Annotated in this window: 17 protein-coding genes; 7 read left to right on the forward strand and 10 right to left on the reverse strand. The window is 57.4% G+C overall.

Annotated features, from left to right (window positions below; genetic code table 11):
• Positions 1 to 20: 20 nt before the first annotated feature.
• From glnD to A3466_RS11150, 3 genes are all read left to right on the forward strand, one after another.
• Positions 21 to 2,696, forward strand: a complete 2,676-nt coding sequence (glnD, locus tag A3466_RS11140) for a bifunctional uridylyltransferase/uridylyl-removing protein GlnD (protein ID WP_063450597.1) — start codon at positions 21 to 23, stop codon at positions 2,694 to 2,696.
• A 32-nt stretch (positions 2,697 to 2,728) separates the two neighbouring features.
• Positions 2,729 to 3,553 (forward strand): 2,3,4,5-tetrahydropyridine-2,6-dicarboxylate N-succinyltransferase, encoded by an 825-nt coding sequence (gene dapD, locus A3466_RS11145; protein ID WP_003856214.1) that lies wholly within the window; start codon positions 2,729 to 2,731, stop codon positions 3,551 to 3,553.
• A gap of 111 nt (positions 3,554 to 3,664) precedes the next feature.
• Positions 3,665 to 4,051, forward strand: coding sequence for a DUF3461 family protein (locus A3466_RS11150; protein WP_063450598.1), 387 nt, complete (start codon positions 3,665 to 3,667; stop codon positions 4,049 to 4,051).
• A 92-nt stretch (positions 4,052 to 4,143) separates the two neighbouring features.
• On the opposite strand, the gene A3466_RS11155 is transcribed toward A3466_RS11150, so the two are convergent.
• The 3 genes from A3466_RS11155 to dgt all read right to left on the reverse strand — a co-directional run bounded on the left by A3466_RS11155 (position 4,144) and on the right by dgt (position 8,531).
• Positions 4,144 to 5,301 (reverse strand): CdaR family transcriptional regulator, encoded by a 1,158-nt coding sequence (locus A3466_RS11155; RefSeq protein ID WP_003856217.1) that lies wholly within the window; start codon positions 5,299 to 5,301, stop codon positions 4,144 to 4,146.
• Positions 5,302 to 5,447: 146 nt separating this feature from the next.
• A complete protein-coding gene (gene degP / locus A3466_RS11160; protein WP_063450599.1) occupies positions 5,448 to 6,884 on the reverse strand; it encodes a serine endoprotease DegP in 1,437 nt (478 codons plus the stop codon).
• Positions 6,885 to 7,016: 132 nt separating this feature from the next.
• Positions 7,017 to 8,531, reverse strand: a complete 1,515-nt coding sequence (dgt, locus tag A3466_RS11165) for a dGTPase (protein ID WP_063450600.1) — start codon at positions 8,529 to 8,531, stop codon at positions 7,017 to 7,019.
• 82 nt (positions 8,532 to 8,613) lie between these two features.
• Between dgt and mtnN the strand changes: the two genes are divergently transcribed.
• From mtnN to A3466_RS11180, 3 genes are read left to right on the forward strand one after another with little or no spacing between them, the layout of a single operon-like run.
• Entirely contained in the window at positions 8,614 to 9,312 is a 699-nt protein-coding gene (mtnN, locus tag A3466_RS11170; RefSeq protein ID WP_063450601.1) for a 5'-methylthioadenosine/S-adenosylhomocysteine nucleosidase, read from the forward strand.
• On the forward strand, positions 9,305 to 10,114 hold the full coding sequence (gene btuF / locus A3466_RS11175) for a vitamin B12 ABC transporter substrate-binding protein BtuF (protein WP_063450602.1): 810 nt from the start codon (positions 9,305 to 9,307) through the stop codon (positions 10,112 to 10,114). The genes mtnN and btuF overlap by 8 nt, the downstream gene beginning before the upstream one ends.
• A gap of 23 nt (positions 10,115 to 10,137) precedes the next feature.
• Positions 10,138 to 10,761: a TRIC cation channel family protein gene (locus tag A3466_RS11180; RefSeq protein ID WP_063450603.1), complete on the forward strand. Its 624-nt coding sequence runs from the start codon at positions 10,138 to 10,140 to the stop codon at positions 10,759 to 10,761.
• Positions 10,762 to 10,819: 58 nt separating this feature from the next.
• Here the strand turns inward: A3466_RS11180 and erpA are convergent, their stop codons facing one another.
• Positions 10,820 to 11,164: an iron-sulfur cluster insertion protein ErpA gene (gene erpA, locus A3466_RS11185; protein ID WP_003856230.1), complete on the reverse strand. Its 345-nt coding sequence runs from the start codon at positions 11,162 to 11,164 to the stop codon at positions 10,820 to 10,822.
• Between the two features lie 85 nt (positions 11,165 to 11,249).
• Entirely contained in the window at positions 11,250 to 12,650 is a 1,401-nt protein-coding gene (clcA, locus tag A3466_RS11190; protein ID WP_063450604.1) for a H(+)/Cl(-) exchange transporter ClcA, read from the reverse strand.
• A gap of 177 nt (positions 12,651 to 12,827) precedes the next feature.
• Here clcA and hemL point away from each other — a divergent pair, with 177 nt between their 5' ends.
• Positions 12,828 to 14,108, forward strand: a complete 1,281-nt coding sequence (gene hemL / locus A3466_RS11195; protein ID WP_063450605.1) for a glutamate-1-semialdehyde 2,1-aminomutase — start codon at positions 12,828 to 12,830, stop codon at positions 14,106 to 14,108.
• Between the two features lie 533 nt (positions 14,109 to 14,641).
• Here hemL and fhuB read toward each other — a convergent pair.
• The 5 genes from fhuB to A3466_RS11220 form a co-directional block, all read right to left on the reverse strand.
• Positions 14,642 to 16,624, reverse strand: coding sequence for a Fe(3+)-hydroxamate ABC transporter permease FhuB (fhuB, locus tag A3466_RS11200; protein ID WP_063450606.1), 1,983 nt, complete (start codon positions 16,622 to 16,624; stop codon positions 14,642 to 14,644).
• Positions 16,621 to 17,511, reverse strand: coding sequence for a Fe(3+)-hydroxamate ABC transporter substrate-binding protein FhuD (gene fhuD, locus A3466_RS11205; RefSeq protein WP_063450607.1), 891 nt, complete (start codon positions 17,509 to 17,511; stop codon positions 16,621 to 16,623). The genes fhuB and fhuD overlap by 4 nt, the downstream gene beginning before the upstream one ends.
• The gene (gene fhuC / locus A3466_RS11210) at positions 17,511 to 18,308 is read right to left on the reverse strand and encodes a Fe3+-hydroxamate ABC transporter ATP-binding protein FhuC (RefSeq protein WP_063450608.1); all 798 of its coding nucleotides are present in this window, start codon (positions 18,306 to 18,308) and stop codon (positions 17,511 to 17,513) included. Before fhuC ends, fhuD begins: the two co-directional genes overlap by 1 nt.
• Before the next feature lie 50 nt (positions 18,309 to 18,358).
• On the reverse strand, positions 18,359 to 20,614 hold the full coding sequence (gene fhuA, locus A3466_RS11215; RefSeq protein ID WP_063450609.1) for a ferrichrome porin FhuA: 2,256 nt from the start codon (positions 20,612 to 20,614) through the stop codon (positions 18,359 to 18,361).
• A 202-nt stretch (positions 20,615 to 20,816) separates the two neighbouring features.
• Positions 20,817 to 21,824: a fimbrial protein gene (locus A3466_RS11220; protein WP_063450964.1), complete on the reverse strand. Its 1,008-nt coding sequence runs from the start codon at positions 21,822 to 21,824 to the stop codon at positions 20,817 to 20,819.
• Positions 21,825 to 21,831 lie beyond the last annotated feature (7 nt).

Consider the following 21,831-nt stretch of genomic DNA (forward strand, 5'->3'; position numbering starts at 1 on the left):
TTTCTTATGGGTGGCGCACGATGAGTAATCTTTTACCCGAACAGTATGCTAACACGGCTCTTCCCACCCTCCCCGACCAGCCTGACAACCCGGGCGTCTGGCCGGCGCATGAGCTGACCTGCGCGCATATCAAAGCCCATATGGCGGTTTTCCATCGCTGGCTGGGTAGCGCGTTTGACGCAGGCGTGTCAGCCGAGCAGCTCATTGAAGCGCGTACCGAGTTTATCGACCAGCTCCTGCAACGTCTGTGGATCGACTACGGTTTCGGGCAGGTGAGCGACGTCGCGCTGGTTGCGGTCGGCGGTTATGGCCGGGGTGAACTGCATCCGCTCTCTGATATCGACCTGCTGATCTTAAGCCGTAAAAAATTGCCGGACGATCGGGCGCAAAAAATCGGTGAACTGCTGACTCTGCTCTGGGACGTAAAACTGGAGGTGGGCCACAGCGTGCGCACGCTGGAAGAGTGTCTGCTGGAGGGGTTATCTGACCTGACCGTCGCCACCAACCTGATTGAAACCCGCCTGCTGATTGGCGACGTGGCGCTGTTCCTCGAGTTGCAAAAGCACATATTTAGCGACGGCTTCTGGCCCTCGGAAAAATTCTTCGCCGCAAAAGTCGAAGAACAAAACCAGCGCCACCAGCGCTATCACGGCACCAGCTATAATCTTGAGCCGGATATCAAAAGCAGCCCCGGTGGCCTGCGCGATATCCACACGCTGCAATGGGTCGCCCGTCGTCATTTTGGGGCAACTTCGCTGGACGAAATGGTCGGTTTCGGTTTTCTGACCGAAGCGGAACGTAACGAACTCAATGAGTGTCTGCACCTGCTCTGGCGCATTCGTTTTGCCCTGCATCTGGAAGTCACCCGCTATGATAACCGCCTGCTGTTTGACCGCCAGCTCAGCGTGGCGCAGCGCCTGAATTACCAGGGCGAAGGCAACGAGCCGGTTGAGCAGATGATGAAGGATTTCTTCCGCGTCACCCGCCGCGTCTCTGAACTGAACCAGATGCTGTTGCAGCTGTTCGATGAGGCGATCCTCGCGCTGACGGCGGATGAAAAACCGCGTCCGATTGATGACGAGTTTCAGCTGCGCGGCACGCTGATCGATCTGCGCGACGAAACGCTGTTCATCCGCGAACCGGAAGCGATCCTGCGAATGTTTTACACCATGGTGCGCAACAGCACCATTACCGGGATCTACTCCACCACCCTGCGCCATCTGCGCCACGCACGGCGTCATCTGAAGCAACCGCTGTGCTACATCCCGGAGGCGCGCTCGCTGTTCCTGAGCATGCTTCGTCATCCGGGCGCCGTCAGCCGCGGTCTGCTGCCGATGCACCGCCACAGCGTGCTGTGGGCCTATATGCCGCAGTGGTCACATATTGTCGGGCAGATGCAGTTTGACCTGTTTCACGCGTACACGGTAGATGAGCACACGATCCGCGTCATGCTGAAGCTGGAAAGCTTCGCTAAAGAAGAAACGCGATCCCGCCATCCGCTGTGCGTTGATTTGTGGCCACGTCTGGCGCACCCGGAGCTGATCCTGATTGCCGCCCTGTTCCACGACATCGCCAAAGGCCGCGGCGGCGACCACTCCGTGCTCGGTGCCCAGGACGTGCTGAAATTTGCCGAGCTGCACGGCCTGAACTCGCGCGAAACGCAGCTGGTGGCCTGGCTGGTCCGCCATCATCTGCTGATGTCGGTTACCGCTCAGCGTCGTGACATTCAGGATCCGGAAGTGATCAAGCAGTTCGCCGAAGAGGTACAAACGGAAAACCGCCTGCGCTATCTGGTCTGCCTGACGGTAGCCGATATCTGCGCCACCAACGAAACCCTGTGGAACAGCTGGAAGCAGAGCCTGCTGCGCGAGCTGTACTTCGCCACCGAAAAACAGCTGCGTCGCGGGATGCAGAACACCCCGGACATGCGCGAGCGCGTGCGTCACCACCAGTTGCAGGCGCTGGCCCTGCTGCGTATGGATAACATCAACGAAGAGGCGCTGCATCAGATTTGGGCGCGCTGTCGCGCCAACTACTTTGTGCGCCACAGCCCAAACCAGCTTGCCTGGCACGCCCGACATCTGCTGAAGCATGACCTGACGAAACCGATGATCCTGCTCAGCCCGCAGGCCACGCGCGGCGGGACGGAGATCTTTATCTGGAGCCCGGACCGGCCCTATTTGTTTGCTGCGGTCTGTGCAGAGCTGGACAGGCGTAACCTGAGCGTTCACGACGCGCAGATTTTTACCACCCGTGACGGCATGGCAATGGACACCTTTATTGTGCTGGAGCCGGACGGCAGCCCGCTCTCAGCCGATCGTCATGAAGGAATACGCTTCGGTCTGGAACAGGCGATTACCCAGCGCAGCTGGCAGCCGCCGCAGCCGCGCCGTCAGCCGGCGAAACTGCGCCACTTTACCGTCGATACCGAGGTGAATTTCCTGCCGACCCATACCGATCGTAAATCGTTCCTGGAGCTGATCGCGCTCGACCAGCCAGGGCTGCTCGCCCGCGTCGGCCAGGTTTTTGCCGATCTGGGAATTTCGCTTCACGGCGCCCGAATTACAACCATTGGCGAGCGAGTAGAAGATTTATTTATAATCGCCACCGCCGACCGGCGTGCCCTTAATAATGACCTGCAACTTGAAGTGCAACAACGGTTGACAGCAGCCCTCAATCCAAACGATAAAGGGTGACGTGTTTTTTAGTGAAATGGAAAGAGTAAACAATGCAGCAGTTACAGAACGTTATTGAGTCCGCTTTTGAGCGTCGCGCCGACATCACTCCGGCAAATGTGGATACCGTGACCCGTGAAGCGGTTAACCAGGTTATTTCCCTGCTGGATTCCGGCGCACTGCGCGTGGCAGAAAAAATCGACGGTCAGTGGGTCACTCATCAATGGCTGAAGAAAGCTGTGCTGCTCTCTTTCCGTATCAACGATAACCAGGTTATCGACGGAGCAGAAAGCCGCTACTTCGACAAAGTGCCAATGAAATTTGCGGACTACGACGAAGCGCGCTTCCAGAAAGAGGGCTTCCGCGTGGTGCCACCGGCGGCGGTTCGTCAGGGTGCCTTCATCGCACGCAATACCGTGCTGATGCCATCCTACGTGAACATCGGTGCCTACGTTGACGAAGGCACCATGGTAGACACCTGGGCCACCGTCGGTTCCTGCGCGCAGATCGGTAAAAACGTTCACCTGTCCGGCGGCGTGGGCATCGGTGGCGTTCTGGAGCCACTTCAGGCTAACCCAACCATCATCGAAGACAACTGCTTCATTGGCGCGCGTTCCGAAGTGGTTGAAGGCGTGATCGTCGAAGAAGGTTCTGTGATCTCCATGGGCGTCTACATCGGTCAGAGCACCCGTATTTACGACCGCGAAACCGGTGAAATCCATTACGGCCGCGTACCCGCCGGTTCCGTTGTGGTCTCCGGCAACCTGCCGTCTAAAGACGGCAAATACAGTCTGTACTGCGCGGTCATCGTGAAGAAAGTGGACGCGAAAACCCGCGGTAAGGTCGGTATCAACGAACTGCTGCGCACCATCGATTAATCAGGTATAACAAAAAGCGGGGGCAACCCCGCTTTTTTTATATCTGAAGGTGGCGGAAATAGATTTTTTCGTTAATTATTCATAGGTTATGTTGAGATCAAGGGTACCGCTATGTACGATAATCTGAAAAGTCTGGGCATTACCAATCCTGATGAAATTGATCGTTATAGTCTCCGCCAGGAAGCGAATAACGATATTTTGAAAATCTATTTTCACAAGGACAAAGGAGAGTTTTTCGCTAAAAGCGTGAAGTTTAAATACCCACGCCAGCGTAAGACCGTTGTCGCTGACGGTATCGGTCAGGGATATAAAGAAGTACAGGAAATCAGCCCTAACCTGCGCTATGTGATCGACGAACTCGATCAGATCTGCCAGCGCGATCGCAGCGAAATCGATTTAAAACGTAAGATCCTTGACGATCTTCGTCACCTTGAAAGCGTCGTCACCAATAAGATCAGCGAGATTGAAGCAGATCTTGAGAAATTGACGCGGAAATAAAAGCAAAACGGCAATCCTTGATTGCCGTTTTTAATGTTTGCGCCCTCTCCCTGTGGGAGAGGGATGGGGTGAGGGCACCAGACCGCACTCAGCTATCTCTGCTCATCCAGCTGCAACGCCACATACAGCAGCAGCCGGTCGTCAAAATTCCCCAAATCCAGCCCCGTCAGCTCCGAGATGCGGTTTAGCCGATACTCAAGCGTATTACGATGAATAAACAGCGCTTTTGACGTTGCCAGCGGCTGAACGTTATGCCGGAACCACGCCTGCAAGGTGCGGCGCAGCAGACCGTTGTTGTCCATTGCTTTCAGACGCACCAGCGGACGCGCCAGCTCGTTGGCCTGCCAGCCACCGCGCAGGCTGTCGAGCAGGACCGGCAGCATCAAGTCCTGATAGAAATAACTGCGGCTCTCCGGCATGCGCTGTTTACCTACCATCATGGTGGTGCGCGCGGTTCGCCATGAACGAGCGATACTCCCCGGACCGGTAAAGTAATTCCCCAGCGCGACGCGAAAACGGAGCTGACCGTTCTCCTTCATGCGCTCGATGAGCAGCTCCACGCGACGACGATGATCTTCCGCGTCCCAGCGACCAAACTGGTTAAGCGCAGGCTTAAGCACCACCATTTCCGTCAAAGAGACAATTGCCACCAGGTTGTTACGCTCCGGCGTCGCCAGCATGTTTTGCAGCTGCTGGAGCTCTACCATGGCGCTGTCTACGCCAAGCTGACCGCTATCTACCTCGATGACGGCAACAACGCGGGGCTGGTTCAGGTCAATGCCCAGACGCTGCGCCCACTCGCTCAGGGCAGGCGTATGCTCTTCCGCCTGGATCAAATTCATCACCAGCTCTTCACGCAGGCGGCTGTCCTGAGCAAGCAGGTGCATCAGGCGCGACTGCTCCAGCATCATCTCCGCCGTCATGCAGACCAGCTCGCCGTATTTACGCAGCGATTCAGGATCGCCGGTCAGCCCGATAACGCCAACAATTTCTCCTTCCAGACGCAGCGGCAGGTTGATCCCCTGACGGACCCCGTGCAGATGTTTCGCCACGGCGTCATCTATGTCGACCACGCGCCCCTGAGAAAGCACCAGCAATGCCCCTTCGTGCAATTCACCAATACGCTCACGATCGCCGCTGCCGATAATGCGCCCGCGTGCATCCATTACGTTGATATTGGTATCGATGATGCGCATGGTTCGCGCCACGATATCCTGCGCCATTTTGGTATCCAGATGCCAGCCAGCCATATAACCCTCCCGTGAGCAGAGCTCAAGCATAGGGAAGTTCAGCTAAGGCCGCATTGTGCAAATGCCCAAAGGCGGAGAGAGATGTATGGAGTTGTGGGAGAGGTCACAGAAACGAGAAAGCCCCTGCGAACAGGGGCTTAAGAAGGTTACTGCATCAGGAGATAAATAGAGGTATCACCACGCTGAATATTCAGCGCCAGCACGGAAGGCTTGCTGTCGAGAATTTTGCGCAGTTCAGCAATGTTTTTCACCGGCTGCTGGTTAGCGCCCATGATCACATCACCTTTTTTCAGTCCGATACGGGCAGCAGGTGAGTTCGCTTTCACGTTGTTCACCACCACGCCTTTATCTGCCCCTTTGTTGCTCATCTCGGCACCTTCAATACCGCTGAAGATGGTGCTGGAATCCACCTGATTCTGGCTGCTCTGCTGAAGTTCCAGGCTCACGTTGACCGGCTTACCTTCACGCAGCAGGCCGAGGGTCACTTTACTGCCGATTGGCATAGAACCGACTTCCGCACGCAGGGCGGCAAAGCTGCTGATAGGTTTACCGTTCAGAGAGGTGATCACATCACCCGCTTTGATACCGGCCTTCGCCGCCGAGGAGTTCGGCATGACCTGGCTTACGAACGCGCCGCGCTGAGCGTCCACCTTCATCGCCTTCGCCAGCTCTGAGTTCAGTTCGGTACCCATGATACCCAGTTCACCGCGTTTCACCTGCCCATACTGGACCATCTGCGCAGTGAGGTTTTTCACCATGTTACTCGGAATAGCGAAACCGATACCGATGTTGCCACCGTCCGGTGCGAGGATAGCGGTATTGATACCGATCAGCTCGCCGTTCAGGTTCACCAGCGCACCGCCGGAGTTACCGCGGTTGATGGCCGCATCCGTCTGGATGAAGTTTTCATAGTTTTCCGCGTTCAGGCCACTGCGTCCCAGCGCAGAGACGATACCCGAGGTCACGGTTTCGCCCAGACCAAACGGGTTACCGATGGCGACGGTGTAGTCACCGACGCGCAGCGCGTCGGAATCGGCAAGCTTAATCGCCGTCAGGTTCTTCGGATCCTGAATTTGAATCAGCGCAATGTCGGAGCGCGGGTCTTTACCGACCACTTTGGCATCGAATTTACGGCCATCGCTCATCTGCACTTTAATGGTGTTAGCATTATCTACCACGTGGTTATTGGTCACCACGTAGCCTTTGGCTGCATCAATGATCACGCCCGAGCCAAGCGCCATGAATTTCTGCTGCTGGCCGCCGCCCATGCCGTCATCCCCTGCACCGCCGCCCTGACAGAACGGGGAGCTCTGGAATGGCGAACCGTCCTGGCAGAATGGCGAATTGTCGCCGAAGAACTGCTGGAAGTTACGCGGCATACGCGGCGTATTGACGGTTGTGCTGCCCTCAACGTTAATACTTACCACCGATGGCATCACTTTTTCGAGCATCGGGGCCAGGCTTGGCATCTGCTGCGCAGTCGCTGCCGAGGAAGCTGTCTCGGCTGCCGTCGCTGCCAGAGGGGACAGCGCTAAACCTAAACTCAGAGCCAGTGCACTCATTGCTAATGTGGTTTTTTTCATGTTTCTCAATCTCGATTTACCAGATAACGCAAAATTGCTGTGTAACTCAGATTCGTTTTATACCGCTTAGTTCCGGGATTAAGTTTATGGAAAAAGTAAAAATTTATTGGTCGTCTTTACAAAACTCATGGCTTATTCAACGGCCATCAGCTTGCGGTATTCATCCCAGGCATACAAATCAGTCATCCCGCTGATATAGTCCTGGATAAGCCGGCAGCGATAATAATATTCCATAACTGGCCATTGTGAAGAATGGCGATCTATTTTACTGACGGCTTCAATGTATGCCAGCCTGTGACGGGTTGAAAGTTTCTGATAGAGGCGAGATTCAATTGGCAGACGGCGAACACGCTCATGTTCTACCAACTCGCTGAACTCATCGACCGTCAGTTGGAGCAGTGGGCCATAGATCTCCAGCAACCCACTGATAACCCGGTATCCTTGCAGCTCGAGTTGTTCGACATCCGGGTGGCTGAAAACATGGCGAACCGCCACGTTTTTATATAATTCAAGAAGCTGACTAAAACTGCTCTCATCTTCCAGCAGGGCGTGATTAAATTCCCCGCTATATATCATCGGCAAATTATCAATAAAACGGGCGGCCGCATACGGCACCAGTTTATTCAGCGTGTTGACCCGCAAATACATAAAGAACTGATCTTCGGTGCTGCGGCTCAGGGTATTTGAACGCGATTTCTCCCACGCATTTTCGACGACCTGCGCAAACAGAGACCCTTTTTCATGCTCCCCCCAGGCATCATGAAGATGCTGATACAGCTCTTCGACGCTGAATATTCTTTTTTCAACCGCGTCTTCCAGGTCGGCCACGCAATAGGAAATATCATCGGCGGCTTCCATAATCCACGTCAATGGAAAACGGCCATTCGGCGTCAGCGAAAGTTCTTTACGCAGCCGTTCAACGTACGCTTCTTCCGACAGGTAATAGCCCGGTTTTTTCATCAGGTAGCTATGGGTAGCGGGCGTTTCCCCCATCCACCACGCGGGACGCGTGTATTTAAGAATGCAGCCCACCTGCGCCCAGGTCAGATTCATGCGCATCAGGGAGTGCACCAGGCGAATACCCTGCGCATTACCTTCAAAATGACACAGATCCTGACGCACCTTGCGGCGCAGGTCGTTCAGGCTCTCTTCGCCCTCGCGCAGGCATAAATCGCGGACCACGCAGCGGTCATCGCTGAGCGGCTGGCTTATGGCGTCAGAGGGAAAAAGCCGCTGTTTAAACCAGTCATTGATGGCGGCCTCGCCGAAATGACCAAAGGGCGGATTGCCGATATCGTGCATCAGGCAGGCCATCTCAACGATGCTTTCGAACGGCCCGGTCAGTTCATCCAGCCCGTAGGTCTCCAGCAGACGTTGCTCTTTGAGACGGCTAAGGATCTCTTTTGCAATGTAGCGCCCCACCTGCTGCACTTCCATGGAGTGCGTTAACCGCGTACGCACCGCAGCGTTACGCTCCAGCGGGAATACCTGGGTTTTTTGCTGTAACCGGCGGATAGCGGGCGAGTTGATGATGCGTCCGCGATCGCTTTCGAAAATACGCAGGATCTCATGTTCGCTCTTATCGCCCTGTGGCGAACGGAAACGTCGGTGCCAGTTAATTTTGGTGCGAAAATCGATTGGTGCCATGTGCTCCCCCGCGTGAGAATGCGTTTCCCCTTAACCGCATGATAGACTATGCATCTTAACAAGGCACATCGCGAGTAAATCTATGAAAATCGGCATTATTGGTGCAATGGAAGAAGAAGTTACGCTGCTGCGTGACAAAATTGAGAACCGTCAGACCCTCTCCCTCGGTGGCTGTGAGATCTACATCGGCCAGCTGAACGGCGTTGACGTGGCTCTGCTGAAATCAGGCATCGGTAAAGTTGCAGCGGCATTGGGCGCGACCCTGCTGCTTGAGCGCTGCAAGCCTGACGTTATCATTAACACAGGTTCTGCGGGCGGTTTGGCGCCGACGCTGAAAGTGGGTGATATCGTGGTTTCCGACGAAGCGCGTTACCACGATGCAGACGTCACCGCATTTGGCTACGAATATGGCCAACTTCCGGGCTGCCCGGCCGGGTTTAAGGCGGATGATAAGCTGATTAGCGCCGCTGAAAGCTGCATCAACGAGCTGAACCTCAACGCGGTACGTGGCCTGATCGTCAGCGGCGATGCCTTTATCAACGGCTCTGTCGGTCTGGCGAAAATCCGTCATAACTTCCCGCAGGCTGTCGCCGTTGAGATGGAAGCCACGGCTATCGCGCATGTGTGCCATAACTTCAGCGTGCCGTTCGTGGTCGTTCGCGCGATCTCTGACGTGGCGGACCAGCAGTCCCACATCAGCTTCGACGAATTCCTGGCCGTTGCGGCAAAACAGTCCACCGTGATGGTGGAAACCCTGGTGCAGAAACTGGCGCGTGGGTAAGGTGTTCTTCAGGGCGCTGGTCGCCCTGCTTCTGCTCGCCCCGGCCTGGCTCATCGCCGCGCCGCGGGTGATTACCCTCTCCCCTGCCAATACGGAACTGGCGTTTGCCGCGGGGATCACGCCCGTTGCGGTGAGCAGTTTTTCCGATTACCCCCCGCAGGCCGCCCATATCGAACAGGTTGCCACCTGGCAGGGAATGAACCTGGAACGCATTGTGGCGCTCAAGCCCGATCTCGTCCTCGCCTGGCGCGGCGGTAATGCCGAGCGGCAGGTGAATCAGCTCTCATCGCTGGGAATAACCGTGAAATGGGTGGATGCGGTGAGCATCGAACAGGTGGCGCAAGCCCTGCGTGACCTCGCGCCCTTCAGCCCGACCCCACAACGCGCCGGGCAGGCAGCACAGCAGATGCTCAACGATTTTGCCGCGCTAAAAGCCCGGTACGGCACGCAGCCGAAACAACGCGTTTTTTTGCAATTTGGCAGCCAGCCGCTGTTCACTACCGGGAAAGGTTCGATCCAGAATCAGGTGCTTGAGACTTGTGGAGGTGAAAATATCTTTGCCGAAAGTCGGGTGCCCTGGCCGCAGGTCAGCCGTGAGCAGGTCCTGGCCCGGCAGCCGCAGGCCATTGTGGTGGTCGGAAATGCGAGCGACATTCCTAAAATTAAACAATTCTGGCATCACCAGCTTAAAATTCCGGTGATCGCCCTCAACAGCGACTGGTTTGAACGCGCCGGCCCGCGTATTATCCTCGCCGCAAAACAGCTCTGCGCCGAACTGGCAGAGCGTCATTCAAACAGATAAATACCCTATTCGAGGATTTAACGATGCTCGTGTATTGGCTGGATATTCTTGGCACAGCCGTTTTTGCTATCTCCGGCGTTCTGCTTGCCGGAAAACTGCGCATGGATCCCTTTGGCGTGCTGGTGCTCGGCGTCGTTACGGCGGTAGGCGGCGGAACGATCCGCGATATGGCGCTGGCAAACGGCCCGGTATTCTGGGTAAAAGATCCGACAGACCTGGTGGTGGCAATGGTCACCTGCCTGCTGACCATCGTGCTGGTGCGTCAGCCGCGCAGGCTCCCCAAATGGGTGCTGCCGGTGCTGGACGCCGTCGGCCTGGCCGTCTTTGTGGGCATAGGTGTCAACAAAGCCTTTATTGCCGGGACAGGGCCGCTGGTGGCAATCTGCATGGGCGTACTGACCGGCGTGGGCGGGGGGATTATTCGCGACATTCTGGCGCGAGAAGTCCCGATGATCCTGCGAACGGAGATCTACGCGACGGCCTGTATTATTGGGGGAATCGTTCACGCCACGGCGTATTACACCTTCGCTGTCCCGCTGGAAAACGCGGCGATGTTGGGGATGGTGGTCACGCTGGCGATCCGTTTAGCGGCGATACGCTGGCACCTGAAGCTGCCGACGTTTGCGCTGGATGAAAATTCAAGGTAGGGGTTGTTGATAAGCCCGGTAGCGCTGCGCTTACCGGGCCTACAATCCGCATTCAGGCTTAAATACTGAACGATGAACCACACCCGCAGGTGCTGGTCGCGTTCGGGTTCGTCACCACGAAGCGCGAGCCTTCCAGACCTTCAGTGTAGTCCACTGAACCGCCTACAAGATATTGCAGGCTCATCGGGTCAACCACCAGCGCGACGCCCTGTTTCTCGATAGTCATATCACCATCGTTGACCTGGTCGTCAAAGGTAAAACCATACTGGAAGCCACTACAGCCGCCGCCGGTAATATAAACACGCAGTTTAAGGTCCGGATTGTCCTCGTCGGCAATCAGGGTTTTCACTTTTTTCGCTGCGGCTTCGGTAAATTCCAGCGGCAACGCTACGTCATCACTCATCTTATGCTCCCATGAATACTGCGACTGCTATTGGGTAAAAATCACCCAATTCTTTTTGTCATTATCTAATACCCTGGTAATTCATTCAAGTATTCTGCTTCAGGGCCTGTTCAGCCTCCTGTTTTGCCAGGGTACGGGCAAGAATGGTGGAGTATAGCGGTTTTCCACCCAGGAATTGGGCTAATAGTGTCGCGCCAAGGCAGGTAATGATCATTGGCAAAATGAGCTGGTAATTGTCGGTCATCTCCAGCACCAGCACGATCCCGGTCAGCGGCGCGCGCAGGGAGGCCGCCAGCAGCGCCCCCATTCCCGCCACCGCAAACGTCCCCGCGTCCAGATGATAGGCCGGGAACCCAACCGCTGCCGCCATGCCAAACGCCGTGCCCAGCAGCGTTCCCAGCGCCAGCATCGGGGCAAAGATGCCGCCCGGTGCGCCAGAGGAGAAGCACAGCACGGTCGTGATCACCCGCGAGATAAACATAAACAACAGCAGCCCCACGCTGAAATTCCCCGCCGCGGCAATGGGAATCAGCCCGAAACCGCCGCCCGCCGCGTTCGGTTCGATAAAGCCGAGGATCCCGCACACGCCGCCAAGCAGGCCTCCCACCAGCACCCATTTAGTGGTATTTCCGCCATGGATGCGCTGAAACATATCCTGCGCACGTAAAATCAGGGTATTGAAAAGCGGGCCGACGATGCCAAAAATCATCCCAAGAACCAGATACAGCCACAGGGTATTGACCGGGGCATTGGTCAGCTTGCCAACCTCAATCACCGCCCCTTCGCCGTTAAAGAGACGAAAGACAATGCTCGACATAATCACGCCGGTAAACACCGCTTTAATGGAGATCAGGTTGTAGCGGAACTGGGCGCGCATCTCTTCGATAATGAACAGGATACCCGCCAACGGCGCGTTAAACGCGGCAGACAGCCCCGCCGCCGCCCCCGTCGCCAGCAGCGTATGGCGCGCTTCAGCGCTGCGCATGCGGAACAGGTCGCCGACCATCCGCCCGACGTTGCCGCCCAGCTGTACCGTTGGCCCTTCGCGACCCAGCACCATGCCCGCCCCGAGCGTCCCCATCCCGCCGATGAATTTCACGGGAAGCACGCGCCACCAGCGAACCGGGCGCAGCTCTTCCAGCGCCCCTTCAATTTCAGGGATCCCCGAGCCGCCGGCTTCGGGCGCAAATTTACGCACCAGGAAATACCCCACCATGGCGAACAGTGCCGAAAGGCCAAATGCCAACACCCAGACCAGCCATTCCCGATCCGCAAAGCTGGCAACGGTACCGATGCGCCAGTTGAGCACCGCGTTGACGGCTTTTTCAAACGCGACGCCCACCAGTCCGGCCAGCGTACCCACCACGGCGGCTGCCAGCAGAATGGCTAACGGGGTTTTGTCGCGGTTGAGCAGCCGCCGGATGCTGACCCGGTGCTTCGCGCGCGTAAATTGTTGTTGTTCAAAAGAAGGCGTGTTCTCGTTCATTACCTGTTCTGTTTCGTCATACAAAAGGCCGCAAGGATTCTACCAGAGACAATTCCCTCGTCCCCTGAAAAATACTTAACAATTGGTAAGCCCGTTGAGGGGCAAAAATTTTATAACCTCTTCTGGATCACTTAGAATAGTCCCCTTAACTTATTTCTACGAACCAGGAACGACGCCATGAGCAAGTCTGAAAACCTCTACAGTGCAGCCCGCGAGCTAATCCCGGGCGGCGTGAACTCTCCGGTGCGCGCTTTTACCGGCGTGGGCGGCACCCCGCTGTTTATCGAACGTGCGGACGGCGCGTATCTGTATGATGTGGATGGCAAAGCCTATGTCGATTACGTCGGCTCCTGGGGCCCGATGGTGCTGGGGCATAACCACCCGGCGATCCGCAACGCGGTGATTGAAGCCGCTCAGCGCGGCCTGAGCTTCGGCGCGCCAACCGAGATGGAAGTCAAAATGGCGGAGCTGGTCACCGAGCTGGTGCCAACGATGGACATGGTGCGTATGGTGAACTCCGGTACCGAAGCCACCATGAGCGCTATCCGCCTGGCGCGCGGTTTTACCGGCCGTGACAAAATCATCAAGTTCGAAGGCTGTTATCATGGCCACGCCGACTGCCTGCTGGTAAAAGCCGGTTCCGGCGCGCTGACCCTCGGCCAGCCGAACTCCCCGGGCGTGCCGGCTGATTTCGCGAAGCACACGCTGACCTGCACCTATAACGATCTGAACACCGTTCGTGCGGCGTTCGAGCAGTATCCGCAGGAGATCGCCTGCATTATCGTTGAGCCGGTGGCGGGCAACATGAACTGCATTCCACCGCAGCCAGATTTCCTGCCGGGCCTGCGCGCGCTGTGCGATGAGTTTGGCGCACTGCTGATCATCGACGAAGTGATGACCGGCTTCCGCGTAGCGCTGGCGGGCGCGCAGTCATATTACGGCGTAGAGCCGGATCTGACCTGCCTTGGCAAAATCATCGGCGGCGGCATGCCCGTCGGTGCGTTTGGCGGCCGTAAGGACGTGATGGACGCGCTGGCGCCAACCGGTCCGGTTTACCAGGCGGGAACACTCTCCGGTAACCCGATTGCGATGGCGGCGGGCTTCGCCTGTCTGACCGAAGTCGCCCAGCCGGGCATCCACGAAACCCTGACCGCCCGCACGACGCAACTGGCGAACGGCCTGCTGGAAGCCGCTGAAGAAGCGGGTATTCCGCTGGTGGTGAACCACGTTGGCGGGATGTTCGGGATTTTCTTCACCGAGGCGAAAACCGTGACCTGCTATCAGGACGTGGTGAAGTGCGACGTGGAACGGTTCAAGCGCTTCTTCCACCTGATGCTGGAAGAAGGGGTGTATCTTGCCCCGTCAGCGTTTGAAGCGGGCTTTATGTCCGTGGCGCACAGCGAAGAAGATATCAATAACACCATCGACGCGGCGCGTAAGGCATTTGCGAAGCTTTAAGGGCATTGCCGGGTGGCGCTAACGCTTACCCGGCCTACGATGCTCTCCCTCTCCCCGTGGGCTGGGGGTTCCCCACTAATTTGAAATCAGAACCAATAACGCTGCCTTCAGAATAACGGAGGGCTTTCAGCGATGACCTGGTCCGGCTGTAAATCGCTGAGGCGTTTGCCTTCCGGCCGGGGCGAGGCGCAGGGATGCGCCGAGAGGGCGGGCTTTACAGGGACGTTACCTCCGCCCGTACCCGATAAGCCGGAAGGAATAAGCCGAGGGTACCGCGAAGCGGCGATTTACCGCCGGGAGCCCGGGTCGCCAGGGTGGTGGCGACTGAGCCACCCTGGCACGTTCACCGGTTATGTCGCTACAGAGTAGCAAGGAACATAAAGTGAACGGAATGACCACCACAGCCGTATGTTCCCCTCACCCTAACCCTCTCCCCAAAGGGGCGAGGGGACTGTTCAGCGCATACATTATTTTGTGGGGATCCCTCAACCCCGTGGGAGAGGGACGGAGTGAGGGCATCAGGCCGCACCTGACTACCGACTCTGCTTTCTCAACAGATAAATAAAGTACGGCGCGCCGATAAAGGTCGACAGCAGGCCCGCCGGGATCTGATACGGGAACAGCACCATCCTTCCGCACCAGTCAGCAAAGACCAGAATCGCCCCGCCCGTCAGCGCAGACATGACGATATGCGGCATTGTCCGGCGAAAGCCCATCATACGGGCGATGTGCGGTGCCATTAATCCGACAAAACTGAGCGGGCCGATAGTCATGGTGGCCGTCGCCGTCAGGCACGCGGCCAGCAGCAGCAGGGCGATACGCGTTGGCGTCAGCGCCAGCCCGACCGCGCGCGCGGTGTCACCGCCCAGCGGCAGAATGGTCATCCAGCGACGGCACAGCGGCACTATCGCCAGCAGCACGACCATCACGATCCCGGTATGCACCACCTGGCTGCCTGTGGCGTTGTACGTTGAACCGGAAATCCAGGTCAGGATCTGCGCCATGCGCGGATCGCCGCTCGCCTGCAACATCATCAGCAGCATGGTAAACGCGGTGCTGAGCGCCATCCCGGCCAGCAGCATACGATGAGGCGAGAATCCGCCCCGCCCGGAGGCGATCAGGATAATCATCAGCGTCGCCGCCGCACCGATACTGCCGGCAGGCATCAGCCAGCCGAACGCATTTCCCGGCACGAGGAACAGCATCAACACCACGCCAAACGCGGCACCGGAGCTGATTCCCAGGACTTCAGGGCTTGCCATCGGGTTGCCGGTCAGACGCTGGATAATACAGCCCGCCACCGCCAGCATCACGCCCGCAATCAGCGCGGAGAAGATCCGCGGCCAGCGCCACTGCATAAGTTCACTCAGCAAATCACCGGTAGCCCAGTGCCAGCCGGTAGCATCGCGCCCCAGCGAGAGCGCGGCGAACGAGGCGATCGCCAGTACCGCCAGCCCGGCAAGGCTGAACCACACTATCGACTGACGTTCTGCCAAAACCTTATCCCCGGCGTCCATCGCCGGCGCGCTAATGCTGCGCAAGCGCGGCAGCAGCCAGAGCAGCAGCGGCGCGCCGATAAGGGCAGTTACCGACCCCGTGGAGACCTCCATCCAGACGCGCGCCAGCCAGAGAATGAGCTGATCGGAAAGCCAGAGGATCAACGCGCCAATCAGCGGCGCCAGCATCAGGCGCGCCAGAAGACGGCGCGCGCCGAGCATTTTCGCCAGCAGCGGCGCAAACAGGCCGATAAACCCGATGATGCCGACGGCGTTAACCAGCAGCGCGCTCAGCACAATCGCCAGCGTCAGGGCCGCCAGCCGTGCCAGCGACAGCGCCAGCCCCAGGTTGCGCGCCACGCCGTCATCCAGCCCCATCAGCGTGAGCGGGCGCAGCAGCAGCAGCGTGAGCACCACGCCGCCAAACAGCTGCGGCCACAGGCGCTGGACGATACTCCAGTCGGTCTGGGTGAGCGTGCCGGTGCTCCACATAAACATGCTTTGCAACTGGTCATGGTGAAACAGCACCAGCAGCTGGTTAATCGCGCCGCAGTAGAGGCTAACGACCAGCCCGGCGAGGATCAGCGTGACCGGCGAGAGACGTTTTCCCCAGGCCACGCCAAAGACCAGCGCGCCCACGACGCAGGCGCCTGCCAGCGCGGCAAACTGGGAGGTTAATGCCCCCGGCAGCGTCCAGAGTGTGGTGATGGTGATCCCCAGCTGTGCACCCGTCGCCACGCCCAGCGTGGTGGGCTCCGCCAGCGGGTTACGCAGCACCTGCTGGAACAGCACGCCCACCAGTCCCAGCCCCGCGCCGACCAGCAGGGAGATGCTAAGGCGCGGCAGCAGGCTGTAGTGGAACAGCATCTGTTGAATATTGTCGATATCCGGAGCGGCAAACGCGGCCGCCCACTGCTCGCGCGGCAGTGCCGTGGAGAGGTTGAACCCGGTTAGCGCCAGCGCTGCCAGAAAAATCAGCCCCAGCAGCAGCGCCGGGAAACGGGCAATACGCGTACTCATGCTTTGCCCCCCATCACGTTGTCCAGCACGCGGGCAAAGTGCATTGCCGACAGCGTCGCGCCGTAAAACCATACCGCAGGGGCGCGCAGGAAGCGCTGCTCGCGCACGAACGGCATCGCCTGCCAGAGCGGCGTTGCCATCAGGGTTTGCATTTCACGCTCGTTGCCGTGGTCAAAGCACAGCACGTCGACGTCGCGAAACGCCGCCAGGCGGTCGATGCCCACGGCGGTGCTTCCCCAGAACGTCATCTCGCCTTCCCAGGCGTTGCGAATGCCGAAGCTGTCGAGCACTTCCTGGAACAGGCAGTTTTTTCCAAAGACCAGCATATGGCGGGCGTCCAGCAGCGTCACCATCAGCAGAGGCCGATCGCCTCGGCGGGCAAAGCGCGGCTTAAGGGACTCAATCAGCGCATCAAACTCATCCAGATGCTGTTTTGCTTCCACCTCCCGGTTGAGGAACTGGGCCATCTCGTGGATAGAATTTTTTGCCATGGTCAGCGGCTTTTTACCGTCGCTAAAGGAAAAGCCTCGTCCCGGCGCAATCTTCGCCATGATCTCTTCCGACGGGCCATACCCCGCAGACCAGAACAAATAAGACGGTTTCATCTGCGTGAGAAGCTCAAGGTTTGGCTCCGTGCGCAGACCGATATCGATGACCGAGTCCGGCAGTTTTGGCTCATTCACCCACAGGGTGTAGTTGGGAATGTCGGCCACGCCGTAAGGCGTGATACCCAGGGCCATCATCAGCTCGACGGGTAACCACTCCAGCGCCACGATGCGGTGCGGATCGATAGCGGCGGCGCGGGCCGGGGCCATCTTCAACAGCAGCGGCGAGAGCGCCATGGCCGTCAGCAGGCGACGGCGGCTAATGTATGTTGAATCCAGCATCAGTAAACAAAGCTCACGGGAGCAGCCCCGGCAGGGTGAGGCAGAATACCCATTGGAATACCGTAGATATGCTCCAGCGTTTCGCTGCGCATCAGCTCGTCAGGCGTGCCCTGAGCGATCATTTCACCGCCGCGCAGCGCCACCAGATAGTCGCAATAGCGCGCCGCCATATTGATGTCATGCAGAACGGCAATCACCGTCAGGCCGCGCTGCTGGCTTAAGCGGTGCACCAGCGCCAGCACGTCAACCTGATGGGCAATATCCAGCGCCGAGGTAGGTTCGTCGAGCAGCAGGCAGCGGCTGTCCTGCGCCACCAGCATCGCGATCCACGCACGTTGACGCTCGCCGCCGGACAGGCTATCCACCAGACGGTGCGCCAGCGGTTTGAGCCCGACCAGCGCAATCGCCTCTTCCACTTTCTCTCTGTCAGCGACGCCAAAACGCCCGAGCGCACCGTGCCACGGATAACGTCCAATCGCCACCAGCTCGCGCACCGTCATCCCTTCCGCCTGCGGTAGCTGCTGCGGCAGATAGGCCACTTTGCGGGCAAAGGCTTTACTGCTCCAGCTTGCCAGCGGATGGTCATCCAGCAGAATCTCGCCCTCGGACGGCGGCTGATGGCGGCCCAGCATCTTGAGCAGGGTCGATTTACCAGAACCATTGTGGCCGATTAAGCCGGTAACTTTACCTGCGGGAAAGGTCAAAGAGAGCGGATGCAACAAGGTACGCCCGGGTACGCGAAAGGAGAGATTGTTGAGCGTGAAGGTGGAGTCGGATTGCGTTTTATTATCCTGCATGTCAGCCAACTTAAATAAAAAGGGCACGGCGAACCGTGCCCATAAAGAGGTTAGAAGCGGAAGGTCGCGGTGGCGACAACCTGGCGTTCAGCACCCCAGAAGCAACCGTAGGTGTTGAAGCAGCTGGCAACGTACTCACGATCGAACAGATTGTTCACGTGAAGCGCGATGTTTGAGCCCGCCATGCCTACACGCGCCAGATCGTATCTGACCAGTGCATCAACCAGTGTATAGCTACCAACAGTGAAGCTATTCGCCGGGTCACCTTTACTGGAGCCGGTATAACGCACGCCAGTACCCAGCGTCAGGCCAGACAGTGGGCCATCAAACATCGTGTAATCACCCCACACGGATGCCATATGTTTTGGTACCTGCGCCGGCGTGTTGCCTTTGTAGTTAGTGTCAGTGGTGTACTCAGCATCGGTATAGGTATAAGAACCTACAACGTTAACGCTTGCAGAGAGCGCCGCTTTCGCTTCCAGCTCTACGCCACGGGCACGGATCTCACCACCCTCAACGGAGAAGGGTGAGCCCGCCGGGTCAGCCATCAGGTTGTTGGTTTTGGTCAACTGATACACTGCACCGGTGATCACGATCGGACGATCGTTCGGCACGTATTTCACGCCCGCTTCGTACTGTTTGCCTTTAGACGGCGAGAACGGTTTACCCTGAGCATCGGTCAGGGAAGCCGGTTCGAAGGATTCGCTGTAGCTGAAATAAGGAGTTACCCCGTTGTCGAACAGGTAGTTAACGCCGCCACGCCAGGTGAACTGAGTATCATCACGCTTGGCGGTGGTATTTAATACGCGGTTGTAGGACTCCTGATCGGCCCAGTCGTAACGGCCGCCCAGTGTCACCAGCACTTTATCCCATTCGATCTGATCCTGAGCGTAAACGCCGGTCTGCTTCTGCTTGTTCAGCACCTGGTAAGCGCCAGACGGTCCAGGGTGTGAACCAAAATCGAAATCGCCACGATCGAGATCGTAAATATCGGATGGCGCAACGGAGCCGGCGTAGCCGAACCAGGAGTTAATGTCATTACGCATGCGCATGAAATCAACGCCTGTCAGCAGGGTATGGTCGAGAGCCCCCGTCGCGAACTTGCTCTGAAGCTGCGTATCAACGGTGAAGTTTTGCAGCTTCTCGTCATCGATCACATACTGGCGAGTCAGCGTATGCCCCCATTGCGACTGAGGAACACTCGCGCAAGGGCTGGATGCCGGATTACTCGAATAGAGCGGATCGGAACACATGCCGTAACCGTAAACGCTGTTTTGCGAGGTTTTGTTCTCGGCAAAGCGCAGATTCTGACGCACGGTGAAAGTATCGTTGAATTCATGGTCGAAGCTGTATCCCACCATTTTCTGGTTACGGGAATAGGTGTTGTTCTTCGCGCCTTCGTTGAAGTCAGTCGGCAGGCGATCGCCGTTTGGCAGCGGATCGACCGTTCCCTCTTTTGGCAGCCAGCCGTAATAGCCCGTTTCAGGCTCGTTCTGGAAGTAGGAGAGGAAGGTGAAAGTGGTTTTATCATCCGGGCGCCAGGAGAAAGATGGCGCGATGGCATAACGCTGCTCGCCTTTATTTTCCTGCTGTGCGTTATTAGAACGCGCAACGCCCGTCAGGCGGTAGGAGTAAACGCCGTCATCGTCGATGGCATCGCTGAAGTCAAAGCCGGTCTGGAACAGGTTGTCAGTACCAGCTTTAAACTGGATCTCTTTCAGCGGCTCGGTTGTTGGACGCTTACTTACCATGTTCAACAGGCCACCAGGGCTGCTTTTTCCGTACAGAACGGAAACCGGACCGCGCATGATTTCAGCGCGCTCCAGCATATAAGGATCAATCACCGCGTCGTTATAGAAGTTGCCCTGCATCTTCATACCGTCGAGGTAGTTGTTCTGGCTCTGGCCATCGGCCGCGAATCCGCGAATAACCAGGTAGTCGTATGTATTTGAAGCACCACGGGTGCCTACTGCAACGCCCGGGGTATAGCTCAGAGCTTCTTTAACGGAACGTGGCTGATGCAGCGCCATCTCTTCGGCAGTTACCACAGAAATAGACTGTGGAACCTTTTGAATTGGCGTGTCTGTTTTGGTACCGGTCGCAGATTGGCGAGCGGCGATAGTCGCAGCAGGACCCCAGGCACTTTCCTGTGCAGCCGGTGCGGCAGTCACGGTGATGGTTTCTTCTTTCTTGGGGGTTTCAGCGGCCTGTGCGTAAGCAGACATGCCGGCAACCGCTGTGGCTACGACGGCTGCGATTTTACGCAGCGACGTATTAATTGGCTGAGCAGTATTGGAAAGCGCCATGATGGATCTCTGATGAAAAAGGTGAATGATAACGTAAACGAGAATTATTATTATGACCGCAGAATAATATGCGAAACGCTGGCGGCATAGCAAGCGATATGCGGCCCTACAAGAATTGAGGGTTTAAGAAATAACCAGATGAAAAGAGAGGGTTAAAAAGTGTAGCGAAATGATCGTAAAAACCCGCGCGGGCGGGCGGCGATCAGCGATAAAAAAGTTCAAAAGTGGCAACCGCATCAACCTTGCCGGCTTTCACCTCTCCCGTTTTGACGTAGCGCGCTTTCAGCGGAATTTCCACGGGCACGTTATCCTGCGTGCTGGTTATCGCCGTATAGCTATGGTCGAATTGCAGCACCGTATTATTGCCGTCCAGAATCTGGATCCCCACTCCCGCAGCGGCATGATCCCCGGCAGCAATACCTAACGTATTTCCGTTTGTGACGCCCGTCGATCCTGTGCTCGTAAACTGATAATCCACCTTTGTGCCTGCGGCACACTCGCTTATCTCAATTTTAAAGCTGTTATCGGTCAGCACGTCGGTGTACTGCCCGGTAAAATCCTGCGTGTTGACGGTCTTCAGCGGGACGTAAATATTCCGGTCGACCAGGTTACAGGTATTGGTCGTAATGCGCACGCTGGTGGGCGAGAAGCGCATTTCGCCGATAACCGCGCCGCCCAGCGTATCCTGCGCGGTTAATCGTCCGGTATCGAGGTTCCCCTCTTCAACATTCCCGATCACCAGCAGCTGCGCGGCGGCGCGGAAGGCCAGTACCTGATGCGAATAACCATGCATGGTTCCCAGATACTCCCACGGGCGCACGAGATCGCCTGACGTATAGCTGGGGTGCTTTTCCGTGGATGAGGCAGCGCGGATCCCGATTCCCGGCACGTTGGTTCTGTATACGCCGGGCATGACGTCTTCGCGCGCGTCGGCACTGGTGATGGACAGATAGCCGCGGCGGATCTGGGCGTCGGTGCCACCGCAATCCACGGTAATTTCATTACTTTCAACGCTACCGTCATAAATCACGGTGCCCACCGGCGCGTCGGGCGCGACGGCGATGACCGCAGGCAGTTGGAACGTGACGACCCCGCCGTTACCCTCGCCGCCGCTGAAGCTACAGTTGGCGCTCGCCGGGTGAATAAAGACAACCGCGCCCAGCACCAGCGCGCAGGCGACAAGCGAGGGGACAGAAAAACGTAGACGCATTGTTTCA

It is taken from the genome of Enterobacter genomosp. S (assembly GCF_001631805.1).
Classification (GTDB): Bacteria; Pseudomonadota; Gammaproteobacteria; order Enterobacterales; family Enterobacteriaceae; genus Enterobacter; species Enterobacter quasihormaechei.

Coding starts and splice junctions, on each gene's coding strand:
- glnD (WP_063450597.1), top strand. CDS start 21: ATGAGTAATCTTTTACCCGAACAGTATGCTAACACGGCTCTTCCCACC.
- dapD (WP_003856214.1), top strand. CDS start 2,729: ATGCAGCAGTTACAGAACGTTATTGAGTCCGCTTTTGAGCGTCGCGCC.
- A3466_RS11150 (WP_063450598.1), top strand. CDS start 3,665: ATGTACGATAATCTGAAAAGTCTGGGCATTACCAATCCTGATGAAATT.
- A3466_RS11155 (WP_003856217.1), bottom strand. CDS start 5,301: ATGGCTGGCTGGCATCTGGATACCAAAATGGCGCAGGATATCGTGGCG.
- degP (WP_063450599.1), bottom strand. CDS start 6,884: ATGAAAAAAACCACATTAGCAATGAGTGCACTGGCTCTGAGTTTAGGT.
- dgt (WP_063450600.1), bottom strand. CDS start 8,531: ATGGCACCAATCGATTTTCGCACCAAAATTAACTGGCACCGACGTTTC.
- mtnN (WP_063450601.1), top strand. CDS start 8,614: ATGAAAATCGGCATTATTGGTGCAATGGAAGAAGAAGTTACGCTGCTG.
- A3466_RS11180 (WP_063450603.1), top strand. CDS start 10,138: ATGCTCGTGTATTGGCTGGATATTCTTGGCACAGCCGTTTTTGCTATC.
- erpA (WP_003856230.1), bottom strand. CDS start 11,164: ATGAGTGATGACGTAGCGTTGCCGCTGGAATTTACCGAAGCCGCAGCG.
- clcA (WP_063450604.1), bottom strand. CDS start 12,650: ATGAACGAGAACACGCCTTCTTTTGAACAACAACAATTTACGCGCGCG.
- hemL (WP_063450605.1), top strand. CDS start 12,828: ATGAGCAAGTCTGAAAACCTCTACAGTGCAGCCCGCGAGCTAATCCCG.
- fhuB (WP_063450606.1), bottom strand. CDS start 16,624: ATGAGTACGCGTATTGCCCGTTTCCCGGCGCTGCTGCTGGGGCTGATT.
- fhuD (WP_063450607.1), bottom strand. CDS start 17,511: ATGCTGGATTCAACATACATTAGCCGCCGTCGCCTGCTGACGGCCATG.
- fhuC (WP_063450608.1), bottom strand. CDS start 18,308: ATGCAGGATAATAAAACGCAATCCGACTCCACCTTCACGCTCAACAAT.
- fhuA (WP_063450609.1), bottom strand. CDS start 20,614: ATGGCGCTTTCCAATACTGCTCAGCCAATTAATACGTCGCTGCGTAAA.
- A3466_RS11220 (WP_063450964.1), bottom strand. CDS start 21,824: ATGCGTCTACGTTTTTCTGTCCCCTCGCTTGTCGCCTGCGCGCTGGTG.